The sequence below is a fragment of the Pelotomaculum schinkii genome (genome assembly GCF_004369205.1).
GTDB lineage: Bacteria > Bacillota > Desulfotomaculia > Desulfotomaculales > Pelotomaculaceae > Pelotomaculum_C > Pelotomaculum_C schinkii.
Map to the genome: position 1 here is coordinate 954,870 of NZ_QFGA01000002.1, position 22,798 is coordinate 977,667.

The 22,798-nt window shown below is 46.2% G+C and carries 19 protein-coding genes and 1 pseudogene; 7 read left to right on the top strand and 13 right to left on the bottom strand.

Annotated elements, in window-relative coordinates:
• Positions 1-62: 62 nt before the first annotated feature.
• The 5 genes from Psch_RS15370 to Psch_RS15390 form a co-directional block, all read right to left on the bottom strand.
• Positions 63-1,808, bottom strand: coding sequence for a proline--tRNA ligase (locus tag Psch_RS15370; RefSeq protein ID WP_190258697.1), 1,746 nt, complete (start codon positions 1,806-1,808; stop codon positions 63-65).
• Between the two features lie 46 nt (positions 1,809-1,854).
• The gene (gene putP / locus Psch_RS15375) at positions 1,855-3,348 is read right to left on the bottom strand and encodes a sodium/proline symporter PutP (protein WP_190258698.1); all 1,494 of its coding nucleotides are present in this window, start codon (positions 3,346-3,348) and stop codon (positions 1,855-1,857) included.
• Positions 3,349-3,443: 95 nt separating this feature from the next.
• On the bottom strand, positions 3,444-3,722 hold the full coding sequence (locus tag Psch_RS15380) for a TIGR04076 family protein (RefSeq protein WP_134220397.1): 279 nt from the start codon (positions 3,720-3,722) through the stop codon (positions 3,444-3,446).
• Positions 3,723-3,743: 21 nt separating this feature from the next.
• Positions 3,744-5,213, bottom strand: coding sequence for a sigma-54 interaction domain-containing protein (locus Psch_RS15385; RefSeq protein ID WP_206663784.1), 1,470 nt, complete (start codon positions 5,211-5,213; stop codon positions 3,744-3,746).
• 538 nt (positions 5,214-5,751) lie between these two features.
• Positions 5,752-5,889 (bottom strand): hypothetical protein, encoded by a 138-nt coding sequence (locus Psch_RS15390; RefSeq protein WP_190258699.1) that lies wholly within the window; start codon positions 5,887-5,889, stop codon positions 5,752-5,754.
• Between the two features lie 177 nt (positions 5,890-6,066).
• Here Psch_RS15390 and Psch_RS15395 point away from each other — a divergent pair, with 177 nt between their 5' ends.
• Entirely contained in the window at positions 6,067-6,222 is a 156-nt protein-coding gene (locus Psch_RS15395; RefSeq protein WP_190258700.1) for a hypothetical protein, read from the top strand.
• Between the two features lie 57 nt (positions 6,223-6,279).
• On the opposite strand, the gene Psch_RS15400 is transcribed toward Psch_RS15395, so the two are convergent.
• The 4 genes from Psch_RS15400 to Psch_RS15415 form a co-directional block, all read right to left on the bottom strand.
• On the bottom strand, positions 6,280-7,104 hold the full coding sequence (locus tag Psch_RS15400; protein WP_190258701.1) for a MetQ/NlpA family ABC transporter substrate-binding protein: 825 nt from the start codon (positions 7,102-7,104) through the stop codon (positions 6,280-6,282).
• A gap of 5 nt (positions 7,105-7,109) precedes the next feature.
• Complete coding sequence (locus Psch_RS15405; protein WP_190258702.1) at positions 7,110-7,787, bottom strand: methionine ABC transporter permease; 678 nt, start codon at positions 7,785-7,787, stop codon at positions 7,110-7,112.
• On the bottom strand, positions 7,780-8,811 hold the full coding sequence (locus Psch_RS15410) for a methionine ABC transporter ATP-binding protein (protein ID WP_190258703.1): 1,032 nt from the start codon (positions 8,809-8,811) through the stop codon (positions 7,780-7,782). Before Psch_RS15410 ends, Psch_RS15405 begins: the two co-directional genes overlap by 8 nt.
• Before the next feature lie 262 nt (positions 8,812-9,073).
• The gene (locus Psch_RS15415) at positions 9,074-9,586 is read right to left on the bottom strand and encodes a GNAT family N-acetyltransferase (protein WP_190258704.1); all 513 of its coding nucleotides are present in this window, start codon (positions 9,584-9,586) and stop codon (positions 9,074-9,076) included.
• Positions 9,587-9,845: 259 nt separating this feature from the next.
• Here Psch_RS15415 and Psch_RS15420 point away from each other — a divergent pair, with 259 nt between their 5' ends.
• From Psch_RS15420 to Psch_RS15435, 4 genes are all read left to right on the top strand, one after another.
• Entirely contained in the window at positions 9,846-10,430 is a 585-nt protein-coding gene (locus tag Psch_RS15420) for a TetR/AcrR family transcriptional regulator (protein ID WP_190258705.1), read from the top strand.
• A gap of 57 nt (positions 10,431-10,487) precedes the next feature.
• Positions 10,488-11,606 (top strand): efflux RND transporter periplasmic adaptor subunit, encoded by a 1,119-nt coding sequence (locus Psch_RS15425; RefSeq protein ID WP_190258706.1) that lies wholly within the window; start codon positions 10,488-10,490, stop codon positions 11,604-11,606.
• 7 nt (positions 11,607-11,613) lie between these two features.
• Positions 11,614-14,724 carry an efflux RND transporter permease subunit gene (locus tag Psch_RS15430; RefSeq protein ID WP_190258707.1) on the top strand — a complete coding sequence of 1,037 codons (3,111 nt, stop codon included), beginning with the start codon at positions 11,614-11,616 and terminating at the stop codon, positions 14,722-14,724.
• Positions 14,725-15,397: 673 nt separating this feature from the next.
• Positions 15,398-17,377 (top strand): PocR ligand-binding domain-containing protein, encoded by a 1,980-nt coding sequence (locus Psch_RS15435; protein WP_190258708.1) that lies wholly within the window; start codon positions 15,398-15,400, stop codon positions 17,375-17,377.
• Here Psch_RS15435 and Psch_RS15440 read toward each other — a convergent pair.
• From Psch_RS15440 to Psch_RS21255, 3 genes are all read right to left on the bottom strand, one after another.
• Positions 17,354-18,493, bottom strand: coding sequence for a DUF362 domain-containing protein (locus Psch_RS15440; RefSeq protein WP_190258709.1), 1,140 nt, complete (start codon positions 18,491-18,493; stop codon positions 17,354-17,356). The genes Psch_RS15435 and Psch_RS15440 overlap by 24 nt on opposite strands.
• A 401-nt stretch (positions 18,494-18,894) precedes the next feature.
• Positions 18,895-20,070, bottom strand: a complete 1,176-nt coding sequence (locus Psch_RS15445; protein WP_190258710.1) for an iron-containing alcohol dehydrogenase — start codon at positions 20,068-20,070, stop codon at positions 18,895-18,897.
• 23 nt (positions 20,071-20,093) lie between these two features.
• The gene (locus Psch_RS21255; protein ID WP_243124148.1) at positions 20,094-20,693 is read right to left on the bottom strand and encodes a cyclophilin-like fold protein; all 600 of its coding nucleotides are present in this window, start codon (positions 20,691-20,693) and stop codon (positions 20,094-20,096) included.
• Positions 20,694-20,821: 128 nt separating this feature from the next.
• Here Psch_RS21255 and Psch_RS15455 point away from each other — a divergent pair, with 128 nt between their 5' ends.
• Both Psch_RS15455 and Psch_RS15460 read left to right on the top strand, forming a co-directional pair.
• Entirely contained in the window at positions 20,822-21,274 is a 453-nt protein-coding gene (locus Psch_RS15455; protein WP_190258711.1) for a MerR family transcriptional regulator, read from the top strand.
• Positions 21,275-21,317: 43 nt separating this feature from the next.
• A pseudogene (locus Psch_RS15460) lies at positions 21,318-21,569 on the top strand (iron-containing alcohol dehydrogenase); the annotation flags it as partial.
• A 15-nt stretch (positions 21,570-21,584) separates the two neighbouring features.
• On the opposite strand, the gene Psch_RS15465 reads toward Psch_RS15460, so the two are convergent.
• Positions 21,585-22,298: a DUF169 domain-containing protein gene (locus Psch_RS15465; RefSeq protein ID WP_190258712.1), complete on the bottom strand. Its 714-nt coding sequence runs from the start codon at positions 22,296-22,298 to the stop codon at positions 21,585-21,587.
• Between the last annotated feature and the right edge of the window lie 500 nt (positions 22,299-22,798).

The following is a 22,798-nucleotide window of genomic DNA, read 5'->3' on the forward strand; positions in this document are numbered from 1 at the left end:
ATTTCTGCAATATTGGAAAAGCCCTCCTGTAAGGGCTTTTCCAATATTTATAGGATTCTAACTTAGATTTTAATCATGTTGGCTTCAATGAAAGCATTAATTTCATCAACCACCCGGTCAATATCGACCAGGCAAGCTTCCCCGGTCTTGCGTACTTTGAATTCCACCTTGTTTACCACCAGATACTTCGGACTAACCGTAATCCGGAGCGGAATTCCAATTAAATCTGCGTCTTTGAACTTGACTCCCGGTCGCTCATCACGGTCATCAAGTATGACTTCTACGCCGGCTTTCCCTAAGCGGGTATAGATTTCCCCGGCTATTTGCTTTTGTTCGGGCTCTTTAATACTGATCGGAGTAATAATGACGTGATAGGGCGCGATCGGCGCCGGCCAGATAATCCCATTTTGATCATAATTTTGCTCAATGGCAGCTGCCATCGTACGGCCGATTCCAATCCCGTAACAACCCATGGCAATCGTCTTTTCCTTACCGTCCTCGTCTGTGTAGATCGCATGCAGCGATTCACTGTATTTGGTCCCCAGCTTAAAGATGTGGCCGACTTCAATGCCGCGCGCCGAATTCAGTGTTTTCCCACAGCGCGGACACGGTTCGCCCTTTGCCGCCATTCGGACGTCAGCCACCTCAATATCAAGATTCTTAAAATCACGAAGTGGGGTAATATGTATCCAGTGATGGTCAGTTTTATTGCCTCCGCATTCACCGTCTATGATTTCATACACCCAAGGGTCGGCGATAATCTTGATTTTTTCCTTGAGGCCGATTGGGCCGGCATAACCCACATCGGCTCCGGTTACCTGGTTGACAACTTCCTCTCTGGCTAAACTAAGGTAGAGGCAGTCAAGCAGGTTCTTGACTTTAATTTCGTTAACCTGATGGTCACCGCGCACCAAAACGAGGACTACAGGATATTCCTCTTTTTCCGTTTCATAAATAACCGATTTTACAGCCTTATCCGCGGTATGATGGAGATACAGTCCAACATCTTCAATCGTCCGGCAATTCGGTGTATAGACCAGTTCTCTTTCCGCCAATTGCCTGAAATCAATATCCTCATGCTTTGTCGGTAAAATCACCGCTTTTTCGACATTGGCGCCGTATTCACATCCATCACAGTAGAGAATTTCCGCTTCGCCGTTATCCGCCATAACCATGAATTCGTGGGAACCACCCTTGCCGCCAATTGCACCGGGGTCAGCCTCAACCACACGAAAGGTCAAGCCGGCTCGCGTGAAAGCTCTCGTATATCCCTCATGCATTTTCATATAACTTTCATGTAAGCCGGCCTCATCCCGGTCAAAGGAATACAGGTCTTTCATGATAAATTCACGGGCCCGCATCAAGCCGAAACGTGGACGAATTTCATCCCGAAACTTCGTTTGAATCTGATACCAAAGTTGCGGTAGTTGGCGGTATGAGTTAATCTCGTTATGGGCAATCGTGGTGATAATTTCTTCATGCGTCGGACCAAGGCAATAATTCCTTCCCTGCCGGTCACACAACCTAAAAAGTTCGTCACCGTAGACATCCCAGCGGCCGGTCTGCTGCCATAATTCCGCCGGATTCAAGACCGGCAGCAGGAATTCTTGACCACCCTGACGGTTCATTTCTTCCCGCATGATCTGCTCAATCTTTCTGATAACACGGTAACCCATGGGCAAATAGGAGTAAACCCCGGCAGCTGTCCTTCTGACTAAACCGGCACGCAACATTAGTTTGTGACTGATGGTTTCAGCTTCCGTCGGTATTTCACGTAATGTAGGCAAAAACATCTTGGAAAGTCTCACCTTGTCTCCCCCTTGATTTATTTGTTCTTCCAGGAATTTCTCTCGACTACCGAAGCTCTGCCCGATTAACCCGCTCAAATTCATCCATAATTTCCTTAGACGGTTGTTTACTCATCATGCTAACAACAATAATGGCAAAAACGGACATTATAAAACCGGGAACTATTTCATATAATGCAAAGATGCCGCCAAAATGGGCTAATTGTTTCCAAACCAATACCGTAATACCCCCTGCAATAATTCCAGCAAGAGCTCCGGATTTAGTCATTCTCTTCCAGAACAAAGACATCACCAGGGTTGGACCAAAGGTTGCCCCAAATCCAGCCCAGGCATAGGCTACAAGATCCAGCACCAGATTATCAGGTTTAATGGCTAAGAGCCCAGCAACAATCGCAACGCCAATCACCGTCCAACGACTGATCGAGACCAACTCTTTCTCCCCTGCCTCTTTACGAATCAAGGATTTATAAAAATCCTGACCGATAGCTGAAGCAGTAACCAACAATTGAGAAGATGCCGTACTCATAATAGCAGCCAGAATTGCTGATAAGATAATCCCGGCGATAAAAGATGCAAAAATATCATTCGTCATAACCATAAACACGGTTTCACTGGCTGCTCCCTCGAGTGTCTGAGGAAGATAGACTCGTCCAACCATCCCAACCAGAACAGCGGCAGCTAGGGACAGAATAACCCAAACCATTGCTATATGGCGTGCCGGCTTGATCTCATCTGCCGAATGAATGGCCATAAAACGAACCAGGATGTGGGGTTGACCAAAGTAACCAAGGCCCCAGGCCATCAGGGACACAACAGCGATGAGAGAAAGAGCGGTTCCGTCAACGCTTGTAAAAGGGTTAAGAAGCTCAGGATTAATATTCTTCAAAGCAGCCAGTGTATCAGCCGGCCCACCACTCAGAAACATACCGGTAATAGGAACAATCAGGATAGCAAAAAACATGAGTATTCCCTGAACAAAATCAGTCCAGCAAACAGCCATAAAGCCCCCCAAAAATGTATAGGTGACAACCACTGCAGCTCCAATTAACATTGACCAGATATAAGGCAAACCAAAAACAGTGTTAAACAATTTGCCTCCGGCAACAAACCCGGAAGATGTATAAATCAGAAAGAAGATTAATATAAAAACTGCAGCAACACTACGTAATATTTTTAAGCTATCCCTGAACCGGTTCTCCAGGTAATCAGGCAAAGTCAGGGAGTCATTGGCAATTTGGGTGTAGTTCCGCAGGCGTTTGGCAACAAATTTCCAGTTTGCATAAGTACCGAGAGCAAGACCCAAGGCAATCCACGATGCCTCCATCCCTGACAGATACGCATAACCCGGCAATCCAAGCAGCAACCAGCCACTCATATCAGATGCCTCAGCGCTAAGAGATGTAACCCACTTATTCAGACCACGACTGCCAAGTATATAATCAGAAACATTTTCAGTTCTGTTAGAAAAGTTCACCCCAATCCATAACATCCCGGTTAAGTATAATATGGAAGCAGCAATAATGCCAAAACTATGCGACATTGACTTTCCCTCCTTATACTTATATGCATCCCCCAAATCGCGCTAGGAGGTATTATCGTAACACCTTTTTAGCTATGCTAACCCTCTTAAGAGCACTACTCCGTAAAAGGACTTACAGTGAAAATCACCGGTGCGCAATAATCCGGGCACTGAACTGTAACCTTTCCGTCAAACCCCATGGCTTCAGGGCTGACTCCTTTGCGCATGGCAAAAATAAAAGGATATATCGCATGCAGGGCAGTGACACAAACACGGTCGGTCCGGTCAAAATCGATCATGGGACCATCAATGGTGATGCAATCTCCCGGTTGGTATAATTTACACTGTGATTGTAGAACTTCAATTCTAATCTTCTGTTCTGCGAACATAGTCATTTTCACCTTCCTTTTATTTAATTAAGTAGTTAAATCATCAATATGAATTTGCCCATCATAGGCAATGTTTAGTTTCTGCAATTTATAATAAAGAGTGCTGCGCGGTATTCTGAGCATTTTGGCGGCTTTGGCCTTATTGTTTCCGGTAAGCGTCAGAACATTGATAATTGTCCGCCGTTCAGCTTCAATGACGGCTTCTTCCAGCCGTGTCAAGGTTTCAAAATTAGCCGTGATTTTATTATCACCTTGCTTTTGATTAGAATTCTTAATCACTAATGGCAAATACTGCGCCGTAATCATATTGTCATCTGCCAAAACCACCAACCGTTCCACCACGTTTTTAAGTTCCCGGACATTTCCCGGCCAATGATAATGCAGCAGCATAGCCATGACTTCAGGAGCAATTTTGTCAATCAATTTGTGATTGACCACAGAATGTTTTTTTAAGTAATAATCAATCAAAATAGGTATATCTTCAGGCCGCTCTCTGAGAGCAGGCAGCTTTAGCGAAAATACATTTAAACGATAAAATAAATCCTGGCGGAAAGTACCGTTTTTTAACATTGTTGCCATCTCACGATTGGTTGCCGCAATAACTCGAATATCCACTTTAATAGGCTTGACTCCGCCCACCCGGTAAAATTCATGGCTTTCCAAAACTCTGAGCAGTTTGGACTGCATCTCCAGCGGTAATTCGCCAATCTCATCCAGGAAAACAGTCCCGCCGTCGGCAATTTCAAACTTGCCGGGCTTTCCCTTCTTTTGCGCGCCGGTAAACGCGCCAGACTCATAGCCGAATAGTTCGCTTTCGATCAGGCTTGATGGAATTGCACTACAGTCGACTACCACAAAAGGTTGGTCGCGGCGCATGCTTTCTTCATGAATGGCGTAAGCAAACAGATCTTTGCCGGTACCGCTTTCCCCGACAATCATAACCGACACGTCACTCTCAGCCACTTTTTTTGCAATCATAATCAGGTCATACATCTGCTTGCTTTTATATACAATCCTCTCAAAACCGCAATTGCCATGAATTTGTTTTATGACCTCTTCGGCACGCTCCAAATATTTTATCCGGTTTTTGGCTTCCTGCAGTTCAAAACTCATTCGTTGGATTTCCGTAATATCCTGGTCAATAGAAACTGCCCCGATGACATGGTCGCCATCGCAAATCGGGATAGAACTTATTATAACCATATTTCCTTCCCGGGGCCTGTGTTCGACATATTCAACGGGATCGCCATTACGCAAAACTTCCAGACACAAGGCGTTGGGGAAAAATTGTGCAACATCGGTGCCGACAATCTCCATACGGTCAACGCCGTAAAGCTTCTCTGAGCGGTTATTCCAATAAGTAACGACGCCATGTTCGTCTACTACGCAGATAGCCTCGTTAACATTTTCCAGGATTTTCTCAAAAGATATCCCCATCCGTATCTGAATCAAGTTTTCTGCAGCAATTTTTTTAGTGGCCTCATCCGCTTTCATCATATAACACCCTTCCTCACTTGTCGCATATCCCGGTACTCCGGTTCAGTAAGCAGAGGGATGCCTAGCGCTTCGCTTGAATATATTCCGGCCGCTTGTTGAAATACTTGAGCATTTGCGGCTATGATTCCTCTTGTGAAAACATTCAATTAAATAATTTTGGCTAACTGCCGCCTATTATGCTTATTATATCAAAAGAGATTACTATAGTTTTTCAGTAAACTTGACAAAGCCGGCATTTCTTTAATATTATTAGTGCAAACTTTGTGCCAAACATCACAAACAATTACACCACTTTTACGTTTAATCAAACCTGAATACGGCTTAACGAAGTCATAAAGTAAATTTATGACTTGCGAATTTTGTCATAAGAAACCTTCAAGTGTCAGATAACTGACACATGAAGGTTTCTTATTGTTTAAAGGAATTAGTAACATTCTCTGTTAGGAAAAAGAAAACGGTTTAATTTTACGCATTCTAATTAACTGACAGATGTCAGGATGTTGACACAATAAATCTACAAACAATTCCCGTCTGCATATCATAATTTATTGATAAATATTTCATTCATCCCTGTCATTGAAGGAAGCGCCACAAGATCGTCCGTATTGATACCCGGCATAATTTCAACCAGTTCATCACCAGATAAACTTTTTGTGCCAGAATTTATATTTTCCAACCTTCCACCAGGAATACTTCAACTGTTACAAGAATAAGATAATAAATTGATATCTTTTTTATGACCTCTAAAAAATATATTATAAAACCTGCCTCCTACAGTTGACCATTTCTGTTTGATTATGCCGGGTTGGTGAAAGAATAGTAGCAAATCAAGGGGAAAGGGAGGGGATACAAAGTGGAAATAGCCACGGTAAAAGAACTCTACGCACAGAAGGAAAACTACCTAAATAAAAAAATTCAAATAAACGGCTGGGTAAGGACAGTCAGGGCTTCCAAGACTTTTGGCTTTATAGAGCATGTACGAATATTGAAAGAGCTCTGTCCTTTGTAAAAACCGTTGCAGGACTTTATGTCCGGCAACGGTTTTTGACAGAACAACCATACTCATCTAAAAGGCAGGAACTACACTGCCCTTGTAATTGTCTTCAATGAATTTCTTGACTTCGGGCGACTGCAGGGCCTGGCCCAGCTTTTTGATGCTGTCCTTGTCTTTATCCTCGGGCCTGACCGCCAGGATGTTGGCGAAAGGAGAATCCTTTGCTTCCATGAAGATGGAGTCCTTTACAGGATTGAGGTTCGCTTCCAGCGCGTAATTGCTGTTAATGACGCAGAGATCCAGATCCTCCAGCGCTCTTGGCAGCATTGCGGCGTCCATCATCTGGATCTTTAATTTTTTCGGGTTCTCAACGATATCCCTATCAGTGGCGGTTACGCCGGCGCCATCCTTGAGTTTGAGCAGTCCGGCCTCCTGGAGGACCGCTAAGGCCCGCCCACCGTTGGTCGCATCATTGGGGATGCCTACACTGGCGCCGTCGGACAGCGCGTCAAGCTTTTCAACCTTTTTGGAGTACACGCCCATAGGTTCGGTATGTACCTTGACTGTATAGGTCAGGTCAGCGTTATTCTTGGCGTTGTAATCCTCCAGATATGGCGTGTGCTGGAAGAAGTTGGCGTCAATCTGCTTGTCCTTCAAGGCAGGGTTTAAGAGCACATAATCGGTAAACACCGTGATTTCTAAGTCCACATTTTCCTTTTGCAGGATGGGCTTTACTATCTCCAATATTTCGGCGTGCGGTTTGGCGGTAGCGCCAACCACCAACTTGGCGGGAGTATTTGAACTCCCGGCGTTTTCCTGGGCCGGCTTGCTGCCGCAGCCCGCTAAAACACCTGCAGCAAATATTAGACAACCTACGAGTACCAAAAACCTTTTCACGCTTTTTACCTCCTTTTGTTCGCTATCTTGCCGGCGAGATTGTCGCCTAACATTTGGACCCCCTGGACAAGTATGATGAGGACTATTACAGTAATCCACATCACAGTGTCCTCATAACGCTGGTAGCCGTAATAATAGGCCAGGGTACCCAGTCCACCTCCTCCCACGATTCCCGCCATAGCTGAATAACCAACCAGGTTAATGGCAGTTATGGCAAACCCCAGCAATAAAGAAGGCATTGCCTCGGGCACCAAAACTTTGGATACAACCTGAGAATTGCTGGCTCCCATCGAAACAGCAGCCTCAACAAGCCCCCACTCAATTTCTTTTAATGAAGTCTCCACCATCCGGGCAACAAAGGGTATGGCCGCAAGAGTAAGCGGCACTATTGACGCCACAGTGCCGATAGGTGTGCCGACCACAAAGCGGGTAAGCGGTATGAGCAAAATCAGGAAAATAATGAATGGGACGGAACGCGTGGTATTGACTATCGACCCGAGGACCCGGTTTAAGCCCTTGTTTTCCATGATATGGTTTTTAGCGGTGGTTACCAGTATGATGCCCAGCGGCAGGCCAAACAGGTAGCTCAAAACAGTGGATATCAGGACCATATAGATGGTTTCCCAGGTAGCCACCAGTACTTTGCCGACAATCCAGGAATTATCCCCTAAAAGCTCAAGCATTTGTTAACACCTCTATTTCCAGGCCCTGTCCGCGCAGATAATCAAGCGCCTCTTGCAATAACCCGGGATGCCCGATTATTTCCAGGGTCAGGTTGCCAAACGGGGTATCTTTAATCCGGTCGATGTTACCGTAGATGATGTTGACATCAACGTTATAGCGCCGGACCATTGAGGAGATCAGGGGCTTGCCCGCTGAAGCGCCGATAAATGACACTCTGATAAGCCTGGTAGCGGTTTCGCCGTTTCGCTCCGTGGAACTGTGCAGCAACTCAGCGGGTACCTCATGGCTGATAACCGCATTGACAAAACTGTGTGAGGTAGGTGTCTGCGGGCTTGAGAAAACATCCAGAACATCACCGGTCTCTACAATCCGGGAATTGCTGATGACCGCAACCCGGTCGCAAACCTCTTTAATCACGTTCATATCGTGGGTGATCAACAAAATCGTCAAATTGAGCTGCCGGTTGATATCTTTTAATAGTTTTAAGATCGAACGGGTCGTCTGCGGGTCTAAAGCTGAAGTGGCCTCGTCGGATAAAAGCAGCTTGGGGCCGTTGGCCAGTGCCCGGGCGATACCCACCCTCTGCTTTTGGCCTCCGCTCAACTGGCCCGGGTGCATCCCGGCCTTGTCGGTAAGGCCCACCAGTTCCAGGAGTTCTTGTACCCGCTTTGTTGCTTCCGCGCGCGGCACTTTTGCTATCTCCAGCGGGAACATGACGTTGTCAAAGACGGTTCTGGAAGACAGCAGGTTGAATTGCTGAAAGATCATGCCGATCTTTTGCCGGGCTAAACGCAGCTCCCCCATGCCGAGCGAGGTAATCTCGCGTCCATCGACCGCAATAGACCCCCGGGTGGGCTTTTCCAGCATGTTTATACACCGGATCAGAGTGCTTTTGCCTGCTCCGCTCAAGCCGATAATTCCGAATATCTCACCCTTTTTCACAGTGAGACTGACATCATCCAGCGCCAGGACTTGTTGACCCGTTGTTGCATAGATTTTGCTGAGGTTCTTGATCTCGATCATTTCTAATACCTCCACTGAGGTATAATTTTCTTTTTGTTGACTTATTCCTGCTTTTCTGAAAAAAAAGACCGGGCTCCAAATATTCTCATTAACCAGCCTATTAATACTACAAGTATTTCGCTATGATATTAATATATAGTACACCAATTAGATTTATTAATATTACCCGTTAAGATATAATTTTGTCAACAAACAATTATCCCGATACTACCTGATTCATCGCAACTGCTTATCACCGGCCAGGTATCCGAATCATTTACACTTACCCATCAATTGGATCTTCCGGACCGGTCAGATCCAATTGATAAAATACCAGGTCAAGCCACTTGCCGAACTTAAAGCCGGCCCTCTTTATTGCGCCGGAATATTGAAAACCCATTTTTTCATGCATTACAATACTTTTTTCATTGAAAGCATCAATGCCGGCAACCAATGTCGCATACTCTCTTTCATTAGCAAGCTTGATTATTTGTTTTACCAGCGCAGTTCCAATGCCGCGTTTCCGATAGTCCCTATGTACATAAACCGAATGTTCTATCGTGTATTTATAAGCCGGCCAGGCTCTAAAAGGTCCAAAAGTGGCAAAACCCATGACCGTATTGTCTTCTTCGAAAACGATGACCGGAAAATTGTCCTCATTCTTCTTTTGAAACCACAGCTTTCTTTCCTCTATTGTCTGGACCTTATAGGTGTATACTGCCGTAGTATTTAATATAGCGTCATTATAAATTTCCATAATCTCACACAAATCCTTTTCAACTGCCTGCCTGATCATGCAACCCATACCTCCCTGCATTAGCTTAACATCGATTTCAATTAAGAGCCACTCAAAAAGCCAACTAATAAAAATTTCAAACTATCCAAAAGGGTGAGACAGAGAACCGTCCCCCGCCTCACCCTTATTGGGCGTTCACATAGGAAGTTTGACATTGTTTTTAATGTCAAGGTAAAGTAACCAGCTCTTGACTAAAGTAAAAATTCGCCGTAAAATTGTTCCAGACCGACCAGTCGGTTTGTTAGGGGGGCTGATAATTGTGGATAAAGCATTAAAAAAGGACTTAATCGCAGATGCTGCCTTAGCTTGTTTTTTGTCCTCCGGTTATAATTGTACTACTATGGATGAGATTGTAAAGGCATCGGGAATCAGTAAGGGGGGAATTTACTGGCATTTCAAAAGCAAAGATGAAATTTTTTTGTATATAATTGAAAAACGCCTGAGTGAATGGAACAGGGAATTCACGGCCCGGTTAAAAAGTGACGATTCAGCGAAGGAGGCTCTTGGCAAATTTGTAGATCTCTACCTTGAAGTAATAGCGGCGCCTTTTTTGGCATTAACCCATGAATTTTTACTGCATATCAAGGATAAAGAAATATTGAACAGAGCTTTGTCCCATATCAATAACTCAAATAGAAACAATATCATCAAGAATGTTATACGGGACGGTATAACTAAAGGAGAGTTTAAAGCATTAGGCCCTGAAACAGCTGCAAATATCTTTATCGGCACTTTCGAAGGTATCGGCGTTCAGTGGCTCAAGCAGCACAATGATAAAAAAGTCTTGGAGCACACCGCTAAAACCGCTTTAGATATCTTTTTGGAAGGTATTTCAAATAAATAATTAGTTAATATGCTTTTTAGTATTGATTGAATAGCTTATAAAGGAGAAGATATCAAATTGAAACGTTTAACAGTCCTGGCCATATTATTGTTAATTGCGCTGGTACTAGGGGGCTGCGGCAAGAAAACCACGCCTGAAGAAGAAGTACTGCTCCCGGTTGAGATCACCAAAGCTCAAGTTGCAGATCTGGCCCACACATTAAATACCAGCGGGGAAATTATGCCCGGCGCCGAGGCGGCTGTAGCCCCGAAGGTTTCCGGCCGGGTAACGGCAGTGCATGTTAAGGTGGGAGATAGAGTTAGCAAGGGGCAAGTTTTATTCGAGCTAGACGCCACAGAAGCCCTCAATGCAAAAACCCTGTCAGAGGCCGGGGTGGGTGTAGCAAGAGCCGGTCTACATAAAGCTGAACAGGAAGTCACTGACGCCCAGTTGAACTATGACCGCATCAAAGCGCTTTATGAGGCGCAAACAGTGTCTAAAACACAATTTGAGCAGGCGGAAAGCAAGCTCAATAATGCCCTCATCGGCAAGCAACTGGCGGAGGAGCAACTTATACAATCACAGGCTACCTATCAAAACGCACTGGAAAATTGCAACAACTTCACAGTGGCTTCGCCATTAACAGGATTGATAGCATCGGTAAGTATAGAAAATGGTGAAATGGCCGGCCCTCAGGCTACCGCGCTAACAATAGTGCAGTTGGATACAGTTAAAGTTAAAGTACCACTATCAGAAAATGTTGTCGTTTCCATTAAACCGGGGGTCGAGGTTCCAGTAATCATTAACTCTTTGAATAAAACCGTGACCGGTACCGTAGTCTCGGTAGCGCCTCAAGCTGACTCTTCCACCCGGGCTTTCCCCGTGGAAATTCAAGTAAACAATGATCAAGGTGATCTTAAAGCCGGCATGGTGGCCCAATTAGACCTTGAAACCGGCATATCCAAGGGAGCGATAACACTGCCGGTAGACGCCGTGTTGGAACGCAACGGGCAATTTTATGTCTATGCGGTAGAAGACGGTAAAGCCAAAGAAATAACGGTCAAGAAGGGGGTCTCGACCGGGGATCTGGTTGAAATAACCGAAGGTATTCAGGAAGGACAGGAGATCATTGTCAAGGGCAATCACCTGGTGACTGACGGCCAGGCAGTTGAAGTGGTCAATTCTGAAAGGGGGTAAACACGAATTGAAAATAACTGATGTATCTGTCGAACGCCCTCTTGCCATAACCATGTTGATTTTGGCCCTGGTTGTTTTGGGGCTGTTTTCTCTGCCCCGCCTGGCTGTCGACCTTTTCCCCAATATGGAGCTGCCGGTGGCGGCAATTGTTACCTCCTACGAAGGCGCCGCCCCGGCTGAAGTAGAGAAACTGATCACCAAACCAATTGAGTCGTCGGTGGCGACTGTCAGCAACGTTACGGAACTCAGGTCAATATCCCAGTTCGGGCGTTCGATGGTAATCGTAATATTCGACTGGGGCACCAGTGTGGACAACTCCGTTAATGATTTGCGTGATAAGGTCGAAATGATTAAAGGCTCGCTGCCATCAGATGCCGGCTCACCCATGACCCTGAAAATGGACCCCAATAATATGCCGATTATCATGCTCTCCGTTGAGGGGAAAGATTTGGTGCGCCTTAAGACAGTTGCTGAAGATACTATTAAACCCCGCCTGGAAAGAATCAGCGGGGTCGCCTCGGCTACAATTAACGGGGGCAAGGAGCGGGAAATAAAGATCCAACTGGACCGGGCCAAAATGGAGTCCTATGGCTTGAGTGTCTCTCAAGTGGTACAAAATATTGCCGGGGATAATATTGCAGGTTCAGCGGGAACTGTTGACAGCGGTTCCAGCGAGATGACCATTAGAGTTTTAGGTGAGTACAATACTCCCGAATCCTTAAAAAATATCAGGATTAGTCTTTCAGGTACAGGAAACACCATTGCCCTGGGTGATATTGCCACTATTGAGGACTCGTTTAAGGACGAGACCACCTACACTTCCACCAACGGCGAACCGTCCCTGGGTATTGACGTCATGAAAGCGTCGGACGGCAACACCGTGCAGGTGGCCAGGAAAGTACACGAGGAAGTTAACGAACTCAACAAGGTGCTGCCGGCAGGCATGAAGATAGAAACCGTAATGGACCAGTCCACATTCATCCAAAGTTCCATCGACGGTGTCACCCATCACGGTCTTTTGGGCGGCATATTTGCGATGATCGTACTTTACTTCTTCTTGCGTAATATTCGCAGCACTCTGGTCGTGATGATCGTAATACCCATTTCCATCATAGCCACGTTTGCCATGTTGTATTTCGGCAAGCAGACCATCAATATGATGTCCCTGGGCGGTCTGATGCTGGGACTGGGCTCCCTGGTGGACTTTTCCGTGGTAGTGCTGGAAAGTATCTATCGCTACCGGCAAAACGGTTTCGGGATTATTGAAGCAGCCAAGCTGGGCTCGGCTGAAGTGGGAAGCGCCGTGACGGCGTCAGCCATGTGCCAGGTACTTGTCTTTATGCCCATCGTCTTTGTGGAAGGGCTGGCCGGCATATTGTTTAAACCCCTGGCTTTAACCGTGAGTTTTTCCCATATCGCCGCTTTATTTGCCGCTTTAACGCTGGTGCCAATGCTTTCTTCAAAGCTATTGCAAAGTGTCCCCCCGCCTGAAGCGGTTTTTGAAGGAAAAAGCAAAAACCCTGCCGTCCATTTTGGACGTCTCTTGCACAGGCTGAACGAACGTTACGGAAAACTTCTGCGGTGGGCTTTGGACCACAGAAAGAGAGTCGTCGGGTTAGTTGTTTTGGCACTGGCCTTGAGCCTGGCCGCCACGCCATTAATCGGGACCGAGTTCATACCCAATATGGACCAGGGCGAACTGACCGTAGACGTCAAACTGCCGGCCGGGACCAAGCTGGAAGAAACAAAACAATTCGCTGAAAACATTGAAGACCTGATCAGGCATGAAATCAGTGATGTCGACCATATCTTTGCCACAGTCGGCGGCGGCGGCGCCTATTCCATGAGCAGCGGAGGCTCCCGGGAGGCTTCTTTGCAGGTAAAACTGAAGCCCTTGGACGAACGCCGGATTACAACCACTGAGGCCGCGGAACAATTACGCCGGATTCTGGCCAAGGTGCCGGGAGCTGAGATAAATGTAACTACCGGGTCGGCAATGTCAACCGGCAGCGCGATTGATATTTCCATACGCGGCGATGACCTGGAGGTATTAGAAGAGCTGGGCGACCAGGTGCTCAATATCGTTAAAGAAACCGCCGGGACTAGAAATGCCGTAAACTCCCTGGCCGATGCCAGTTATGAACTGCAGGTGGTTGTAGACCGGGAGCAAGCCGCCCGCTATGGCCTTTCCGCCAGCCAGGTGCTGTCCGCGGTCCGCAATTCTTTTGACGGACAGGTTGTCAGCCGGATGCGCACCGGCGATAACGAGGTGGATATCAGGCTGGAAACCACCGACAGTTTAACCGCCACATCAGATACCCTGGCCAACCTGACCATTGTATCTCCCACCGGCGCCAGGGTGCCGGTAACCTCAGTGGCGCAGATCGTAACCGACAAGGCCCCGCAGCAAATTTCCAGGTACACCCAAAACCGGGAGGTCAGTATTACCGCTGACATTGCCGGCCGGGACCTGGGCAGTATTAATGCGGAAATCCAGGCAAAGCTGGACAACCTTGCTGTCCCTGAAGGTTACCTGGTTGAGTTTGGCGGCCAGGCCGAGGATATGGCGGAATCGTTCGGCTCCCTGGGGCTGGCCTTGCTGCTGGCTATTGTGCTGGTATATATGTTCATGGTTGCCCAGTTTGAATCTTTGTTCCAACCCTTTATCATTATGTTTGCCCTACCCCCCACCTTTGTCGGGGTGGTCCTGGGATTGGGCTTGACCGGACACCACCTGAGCGTGCCGGCTTTGATCGGCGCTATTATGCTGGTTGGCATTGTTCTAAACAACTCCATTGTGCTGGTTGATTACATTAACACCCTGCGCAAAAAGGGTTACGATCTCAGGGAGGCTATTCTGGAAGCCGGACCGGTCAGGCTGCGCCCCATCCTGATGACCGCGCTTACCACCATCCTGGCGCTCCTGCCTCTGGCTTTCGGTACTGGTGAAGGCTCCGAAGGACAGGCGCCGATGGCCGTGGTGGTGGCCTTTGGTCTAACCCTGTCGACGCTTATCACCCTGGTTTTTGTGCCCGTTGTGTATACTATTTTTGATGATTGGGGCAAAAAAATAAGCCAGAGGCTCAGCAGGAAGGCAAACGCCCAGGTGACCTCATAAAGTAGATACAGGCGCAAAACATACAAATTAGTTTCTCACGCTTATCACTGGCCGGTAGAGGACAAAACTAAGCAATGTGGTTGAGAACTTTGTGTTCTCGCGAGTAGTTGCCCACGCCGCTATCGCGGGGCCACGCGTCATGAAAACACCGGCGATGTAGGCGCGATTTCAATCGCACACGGCGCGCCAGCGCCGGACTTGTGGCAGCCAATGCTGCATTTGTGCGAATGAATTCGCACCTACATTTTCAGAATTAGATAACACTGCAAATAAATAAAAGGCAAAGAGTTATCGCGTTGGCGCAGGCTCCTTGCCTTTTATCTTGCCCTTATTTCCGTTACCTTCTTGCCCTTTTTCCCATAATAATATGGTATTGGATACTGGTGTCCCTTAATTTCCTTGTAAGAACCTCTTTTTCACCCAGGTCCTGGCACTCGGCTATGGATTTTTTCCAGAGACGCTATTTCTTTTTTCAGGTTAACCTCATCGGGTACCCCCATTTGGAAGGGAAATTTTTTACAAAATGACATTACTCGACAACATATCTAAAGGATATATGTCGAGCGGCAACTAAATATACAACCTCCACTTCTTACAACAGAAAAGCCACTATTAAAAACTCAAATATTAGGAAACCCAAAAATTAAGTCAAATGGGAGAAGATATTTTAATTATGGATTACCGATTTTCAGATCTTATAGACATGCATCATCTCCATAAATTGATGAGTTCATTTTATGAAGCGACCGGGATTCTCTCTGCCATCGTTGATATCGATGGCAATATCTTAAGCGCAGAAGGTTGGCAGGATATCTGCACCAAGTTTCATCGCATCTGCCCGCAGAGCGAGTACAAATGTAAGCAAAGCGACAGCTTCATATCTGACCATTTGCACGAGGGACCTTTCATTGGGTATAGGTGCTTGAACGGACTCATGGATTATAGCACTCCTATTATCGTGGAAGGCCGGCATATGGCTACACTCTTTACCGGGCAGTTGTTGCACGAACATCCCGATGAAGAGTTTTTCCGCCGTCAGGCGAAAGAGTACGGCTTTGACGAAACAGCCTACATTGAGGCACTTCGCCGGGTTCCAATCATCTCTAAAGAACGGGTAGAATTCGTTATGATATTTTACTCACAGCTTGCCCAGCTTCTGGGTGTGATAGGGCTGGAGCGTAAACATCAATTGGAAGCGGCGGATAAGGTCTTAAAAGAACGGGAAGAACGTTTGAGGCTGGTTTTAGAGGAGAGTAACGACGGCTTTTGGGACTATAACGTTGAGACTGGGGAGGTTTACTACAGCCCGGGCTGGATTAAGATGCTTGGTTATTCGCCGGAAGAAATTGAACCGCACAGACGTACATGGGAAGAATTGCTTCACCCCGATGATAAGCCTAATGTAATGAAGGTGCTCAACGAGCATTTAGAAAGACAAACGACGCGATATGAAGTCGAACAACGCCTGTTGGCCAGTTCTGGCGAGTGGAAATGGATACTGGCTCGCGGTGAGGTTGTAGCGAGGGACAAACACGGCAGGCCACTACGTATGGTCGGTACACACACCGATATAACTGAACGAAAGCAGTCAGAGGCAGCATTGCGGGAAAGCGAAGAACGCTATTGTTTGTTATTTAACAACAGTATCGATGCAGTCCTTCTTGCCGATCCTGATGGAGTGATCTATGCAACCAACCCCGAAGCCTGCCGTATTTTTAGGAGAACAGAAGATGAACTTTGCCAAGCCGGTATAGACGCCATTATTGATACAGCTGATCCCAGACATACCGCTGCTTTACAAGAGCGGATCCGAACCGGGAAATTTAGAGGAGAACTTACTTTTATACGTAAAGACGGTTCTAAATTTACCGGCGAATTATCCAGTGCTGTATTTAAAGACAAAGACGGTCTTGATAAATCAAGCATGATCATTCGTGACATTACCGAACGGAAACAGTTTGAAAAAGAAATGGCCCGCCTGGACCGGATGGAGCTTGTGGGGAAAATGGCCGCAGGTATCGGCCATGAAATCAGGAATCCGATGACCACCGTACGCGGGTTCTTACAAATACTTGCAAGAAAACAGGACTGCAGTCATTATCAAGATTTCTATAATTTAATGATATCTGAACTGGACAGAGCCAATTCAATCATAACGGAATTCCTCTCTCTGGCTAAAAACAAGAAGGTGGAATTGAAACCACAAAACCTTAACCGTATCGTTGACGCTTTATTTCCATTAATTTCAGCTGACAGTATGCTTGCAGATAAGTACATTGAAATAGAACTGGGGGATATTCCAGACCTCGCAATTGATGAAAAAGAGATCCGCCAGTTAATCCTAAACCTTGTACGTAACGGAATTGAGGCGATGTCCCCTGGTGGGAAATTGACAATTAAAACGCTTCAGGACGGCGATCAGGTTGTCCTGTCTATACAGGACCAGGGCAATGGCATAAAACCTGATGTACTTGAAAAGTTGGGCACACCCTTCTTCTCCACAAAAGATAGTGGTACCGGCCTGGGACTGGCGGTTTGTTACAGCATCGCCAACCGTCATAACGCATACATGAAAGTGGAAACCGGACCTGGCGGCACAACTTTTTCAGTCAGATTTACACAGGACCGGTTAGAACATCTTGACAACAATTAGCTCATACTCCTTGGTTCCTAAGCCAATCTTCTCGGCATGTTCCAGACAGCTCCGCCATTCCGATTCCGGAGTAGAATTGGTAAAGGGGTCGTGATGATCCACAAAATCCGGTTTTGCCATGTTATTGGCCAACTGGCTTCCCGATATGGGCGTAGCCGACAGGCAGGCATCCACGCATGCCTGATCCAAAGCCAGCGGATCAAACGAGGCAAACATGCCGATATTCGGAAGGATAGGCACATCATTTTCCCCATGGCAATCGCAGTTCGGTGAAACATCCATCACCAGTGAAATATGAAAATTGGGGCGGTCAAATACAACAGCTTTCGCATACTCCGCCATACGGCAGTTCAGCAATTTACTGGCAGCGCTATAATCAACTACGATCGCGTCGAAATTGCATGCGCCCAGACAGCGGCCGCAGCCTACACAATTATCCTGGTTTAAATGCATCTTTTTACTTTCACTGTCAAATTCCAATCCGCCGTTGGCACACTCCCGCTGGCATCTTCTGCAGCCACGGCACAGTTTCGTCTCGACATGCGGCTTGCCGTTGCAGTGCTGCTCTAACTTGCCAGCGCGGGAGCCGCACCCCATACCGATATTTTTAATGGCGCCGCCGAAGCCTGCCACTTCATGTCCCTTGAAATGAGTCAGGCTGATAAAGACATCTGCATCCATGATGGCATGTCCGATCCTGGCCTCTTTTACATACTCACCGCCCACCACCGGTACCGCAATATCATCAGTACCTTTCAGCCCGTCTCCGATCAGGACGGGACACCCAACAGTCAGCGGAGTAAACCCATTTTCCCAGGCGCATCGAAGATGCTCCAGCGCATTTTTCCGGCTGCCAGGATACAAGGTATTACAGTCTGTCAGGAACGGCTGACCGCCCAGCTCCTTCACCACATCGGCTACTGCTTTGGCGTAGTTCGGACGCAGATAACCCACGTTGCCAAGCTCACCAAAGTGCATCTTAATGGCAACAAATTTCCCGTCCATGTCGATTTGACCGATGCCCGCCGCCTTGATCAACTTTTTCAGCTTGGCGGGTAAACCGTCGCCATACGCTACTGTGTGAAAATCTGTAAAATAGACTTTTGCTTTTTCCATTTATATACACCCCTGTTTGTCAAATTGATTGCCCATTTCGTAGGCTTCTTTCAAAGCGGAAGGAATATTCCGAAGTTTACTCCTCCGATTTTTTATGTTGACGCTGACTTATGCCTGTGGTAGATAATCGTACACCTTAAAGTTAACTTTAAGTCAAGAGCTTATTGATATTTTTTTGAGGAGTGAAATCAAGCATATACGATCGACGAGGCGGCCAAAAAACTGGGACTCACCGTACCCACTGAAGCTAGAAAAAATCAATGTTAAGGACCTCCATAAAACACAAAAGCACCCTTATAGGTGCTTTTGTTTGCTAACTTTCTTGCACAGCATTTCCCCAAAGGAAATTCCTACAGCAATTCTACGCTATTGCCCCAAACAAGTTGCTTATATAATTTTCCTTATTTAAAAGATTTTCTTAATACTTCTACAACATCCTCGTGCTTCATCTCACAGGGATTGGCCGTAAACAGACCGCCCATCGTTTCTCTTGCGTTGCGGGCAATCTTGTTGAATTCATCCGGTTTGATGCCATAATCGGACATTTTCAGATTGTCAACGCCGCAGTCTTTCTGCATCTGCACCAGCATGGTAATGAAATCCTCCGGCCTGGAAGCGTCCTTCATGCCCATAGCTCTCGCCATATTAATAAACTTATCATCACAGGCATGACGTTCAATAAAGAACTCGTAGAATGCCTTGGAGATCATGATCAGCCCCGCGCCGTGCGGCAGATTCGGGTGGTAGGCAGACATAGCGTGTTCAATGGAATGCTCTGCTGTCGTTACACTGATCGTCATAACTGCACCGGACAGCGTGTTGGCAAAAGCCATGTGCTCCCTTGCTTCCATATCGCTGCCATCCTTATAGGCACGGACAAGATATTTGCCCACGTTTTCAATAGCAGTCAGCGCATACATATCGCTCATCAGACTTGCGTAGGTGGAAATGTAGCTTTCGGTGGAATGAAACAGCGCGTCAAAGCCCTGATATGCCGTGAATGCCGGCGGAACGGATTTCATCAGCTCTGGATCAACAACAGCCAATACGGGAAACAGGGAATCATATCCGCCGAATCCGATTTTCTCGTTTGTCTCCTCATTGGTAATAACTCCCCACTGGTCGACTTCGCTTCCTGTTCCTGCAGTGGTCGTGATGCAGATAACAGGCAGCGGTTGGTTCTGCATGGGCATTTTCTTGCCCGTGCCGCCATTGATATAATCCCATACGTCGCCGGGGTTGGTTGCCATAAAAGCGATGGCCTTGCTTGCGTCCATAACGCTGCCGCCGCCGAGCGCCACAACAAAATCGCAGCAGTTTTCTTTTGCAGCCGCCGCTCCGTCCATAACGACTGTTTTTGTGGGATTTGCCTGAATCCGGTCAAACAGGATCGTTTCCACTCCGGCTATATGCAGTTCCTCTTCCGTTCTGGCAAGCGCACCGCTCTCCTTTGCGGATTTGCCGTTGGTGATGACAAGAAGGGCCTTTTTGCCCGGCATATTTTGTTTGTGCAGTTCATTCAGTCTGCCGCGGCCGAAAACGATTCTTGTGGGTACATACATATTGAAGTTACTCATGTGAAATTCCTCCCTGATAATGATTAATTAATAGACCTTGATGAAAATGTAACTGTGACATCTCCGCTGCCCAGTGCGGAGGCAAGTTCGCCGGAATCGCTTATGTGTCCGATCTTCACATAATTGTACGTGGTGTTGACGAATTCATAAAACACCACGACACAGTTACCGCCGTACAGCATGATATCGCCGGCTTCAATTGTACCGGGGCAGGACGATGTATCCTTACGGATGCTGTCCGATAAGTAACAGTATTTTTCGTTTCCGTTCAGTTCCGACATATCAAGCGTTAACGGTAATTTGGCAAGAAACGCTTTTGCAGTATCGTTGTCCTCAATCGCTGCTGTGAAATCCTTATTGTTAACTGTAATTGTCAACATAGCCTCTTGATCAGGTATAGCCATAGTTTCATTTGTTTTAGTATCTTTCGATACTATCTCGGTATTCTTTGTTTCTCCTGTAGAAGAAACGATAGGTTCCTGCGTCCTTACGGATTCACCCGTAGATGGTACATTTTGTGATTCTATATTGGATGCCTGTTCCGAACCGGACGGTTCTGTTGTACAGACTGAAAGAGTAAGAACCATCAAAAACGCCAGAGCCAAAGCCGCTGCATTTTTCATAATCTCACCTCGACTTACAGAAAAATTTTCTTTGGCAGCCCCACTTTAAGTTGTATAATAAAACTTAAAGTTAGGTTTAAGTCAAGAGGTATCATGGAAGTTTTCAAAAAATGTGGAGGACAATATAGATGTACTACTCTATTGGTGAAGTTGCCAATAAAATGGGAATCGCAGCATCGACACTGCGCTACTATGACCGTGAAGGACTTTTTCCCGATGTTGGACGCAGCAGCGGAGGCATTCGCGTGTTCACTGATACAGAAATCGAAACGCTGAAAATCATTGAATGTCTGAAAACAACCGGGATGCAGATTAAGGATGTCAAACAGTTTCTGGATTGGTGCAAAGAGGGTGATACAACCTTGCAACAGCGCAGAGATATGTTTTACGAACGCAAAGCTGCTGCTGAAAAGCAGTTGGCAGAAATAGAGAGGGCTCTGATCATGATCAAATTTAAATGCTGGTATTACGATACTGCTTTGGAAGCCGGTACGGAAACGGTGCCGAAAAATATGCCTATTGAAAAGATGCCGGATGAGGTCAAAGAATATAAATGTACATTATCAGATATTAACTATTAAATAATTAGACTCAAATTGACGAATTATGTAAAGCTTTACATAATTCATCCGCATGGCGAAAGCGTTAGGACTCGAGGAGGCAAAAGAGCCAATGGATTTCATCAGGGCGCTTACTAAATTGCAGGAGGACTGTGGCGTTGCCGATCTAAAAATGTCCGAATACGGTATCCAGCCGGACGAATTCATGACTTTGGCGAAAAACGCACGTGCCACGATGGGCGGGTTGTTTGCAGCCGACCCTGCTGAGTTAAGCAACAAGGACTGCGCCGCTATCTATGAGAAATCCTATCGTTAAAGAGAGGTGAATTTATTAATCTTTAATTATTTCCTTATAGCCCATTCCTGGTTGGGCTGTACCTGCTGTACTTAAAGGAATGCTTTCAATAATACTGCGCACATTGAAAAATGGAACACTAAAAATAAGATCTGAGTCTTTAAATCCTTTAACCAGATGCCGGCTGGAAGGGTCAATAAAAGTAACATTAACGCGACCTTTAGAAAGAGGTTGGGTAATTGCTCCTGAACAAGTAGAGCCGGATAATTGTGCCTTCAAAGGAATCCCAGTTTCATAAGTTGATAATAAGACAAGACGGCTAGCCTGACCAGGGTTACATAAAAACAGTACTAAATCAGGTTTCAACTCGAATGTCTCCAATGGACCAATGACAACATATTTTGATACACCAAACGGGGGTTGTCCTTGACTCAGGGACCGCATCCGAAAAAACGACGCATTGCAGGAAATAAATTTTTCTCCTTCAATAAGAAATTTTTTCGTTAACGCAGCCTTTTCAGGAGTAGGAATAGATAAACCCAATGATGTAAGCCCCCCGGGGCAAGTACAATTTTCAGCACAAATGTTAAACGTGAAACCTTTTCGGGCTGCTTGGTAAATCGCAGTACAGGGCATGATCCGATTTTCTTTACCGTTACTCGCAGGAACATCACTAAACGATACTCCTACAGGACTACCATCCAAGGCTAAAACCTCTTGAAGCTGTCTGGAGTATTCTTGCCAAATCATTTCATCACTCCTTTATATTTTTTTCTTGTAACTTTTACACTTACATCTTGTGATATGTGGTGAGACTCATTCCGTTTGTTAATCTACTCCCCAAATCTCAAACCATAAATTTTTCTAAGACCATGTTACAATAATGCTCGTTGTCTGTGAAGAGCAAGCAAGAACTCGCCTTAATATTATTTCTTCCTATGTATAACGCCTTCTTGAAATACAGTTCCATCACCTGGTCCAAATAACAACAACTGCCGTCCATCTAAGTCAGTCAGGCATTGTTTATTTATATACCACAACCTGCATAGCAGGTCGTTTTTCAAAGCAGACAAAAAAAATAGACTTTCGTCTCCCCTCTTTGACAATTGTATTACCTTTGCAGTAAAAAGTATTCCGGAAAATCTCAACCAATGAAATCCGATTAGACCGCCAGCAACAGTTGCACCTGCAGGACAGACACGATAAGGTTGTGCGCATCTCCTGTTTCGGTAAAAGCCTGTCGTGTTTCC

Excerpts from the sequence above, each read along its gene's own strand:
- Psch_RS15385 (WP_206663784.1), bottom strand. The coding sequence starts at position 5,213 with ATGATGAAAGCGGATGAGGCCACTAAAAAAATTGCTGCAGAAAACTTG.
- Psch_RS15410 (WP_190258703.1), bottom strand. The coding sequence starts at position 8,811 with ATGATCGAGATCAAGAACCTCAGCAAAATCTATGCAACAACGGGTCAA.
- Psch_RS15440 (WP_190258709.1), bottom strand. The coding sequence starts at position 18,493 with ATGGAAAAAGCAAAAGTCTATTTTACAGATTTTCACACAGTAGCGTAT.
- putP (WP_190258698.1), bottom strand. The coding sequence starts at position 3,348 with ATGTCGCATAGTTTTGGCATTATTGCTGCTTCCATATTATACTTAACC.
- Psch_RS15415 (WP_190258704.1), bottom strand. The coding sequence starts at position 9,586 with ATGATCAGGCAGGCAGTTGAAAAGGATTTGTGTGAGATTATGGAAATT.
- Psch_RS15405 (WP_190258702.1), bottom strand. The coding sequence starts at position 7,787 with ATGCTTGAGCTTTTAGGGGATAATTCCTGGATTGTCGGCAAAGTACTG.
- Psch_RS15445 (WP_190258710.1), bottom strand. The coding sequence starts at position 20,070 with ATGAGTAACTTCAATATGTATGTACCCACAAGAATCGTTTTCGGCCGC.
- Psch_RS15435 (WP_190258708.1), top strand. The coding sequence starts at position 15,398 with ATGGATTACCGATTTTCAGATCTTATAGACATGCATCATCTCCATAAA.
- Psch_RS15465 (WP_190258712.1), bottom strand. The coding sequence starts at position 22,298 with ATGATTTGGCAAGAATACTCCAGACAGCTTCAAGAGGTTTTAGCCTTG.
- Psch_RS15380 (WP_134220397.1), bottom strand. The coding sequence starts at position 3,722 with ATGACTATGTTCGCAGAACAGAAGATTAGAATTGAAGTTCTACAATCA.
- Psch_RS15455 (WP_190258711.1), top strand. The coding sequence starts at position 20,822 with ATGTACTACTCTATTGGTGAAGTTGCCAATAAAATGGGAATCGCAGCA.
- Psch_RS21255 (WP_243124148.1), bottom strand. The coding sequence starts at position 20,693 with ATGAAAAATGCAGCGGCTTTGGCTCTGGCGTTTTTGATGGTTCTTACT.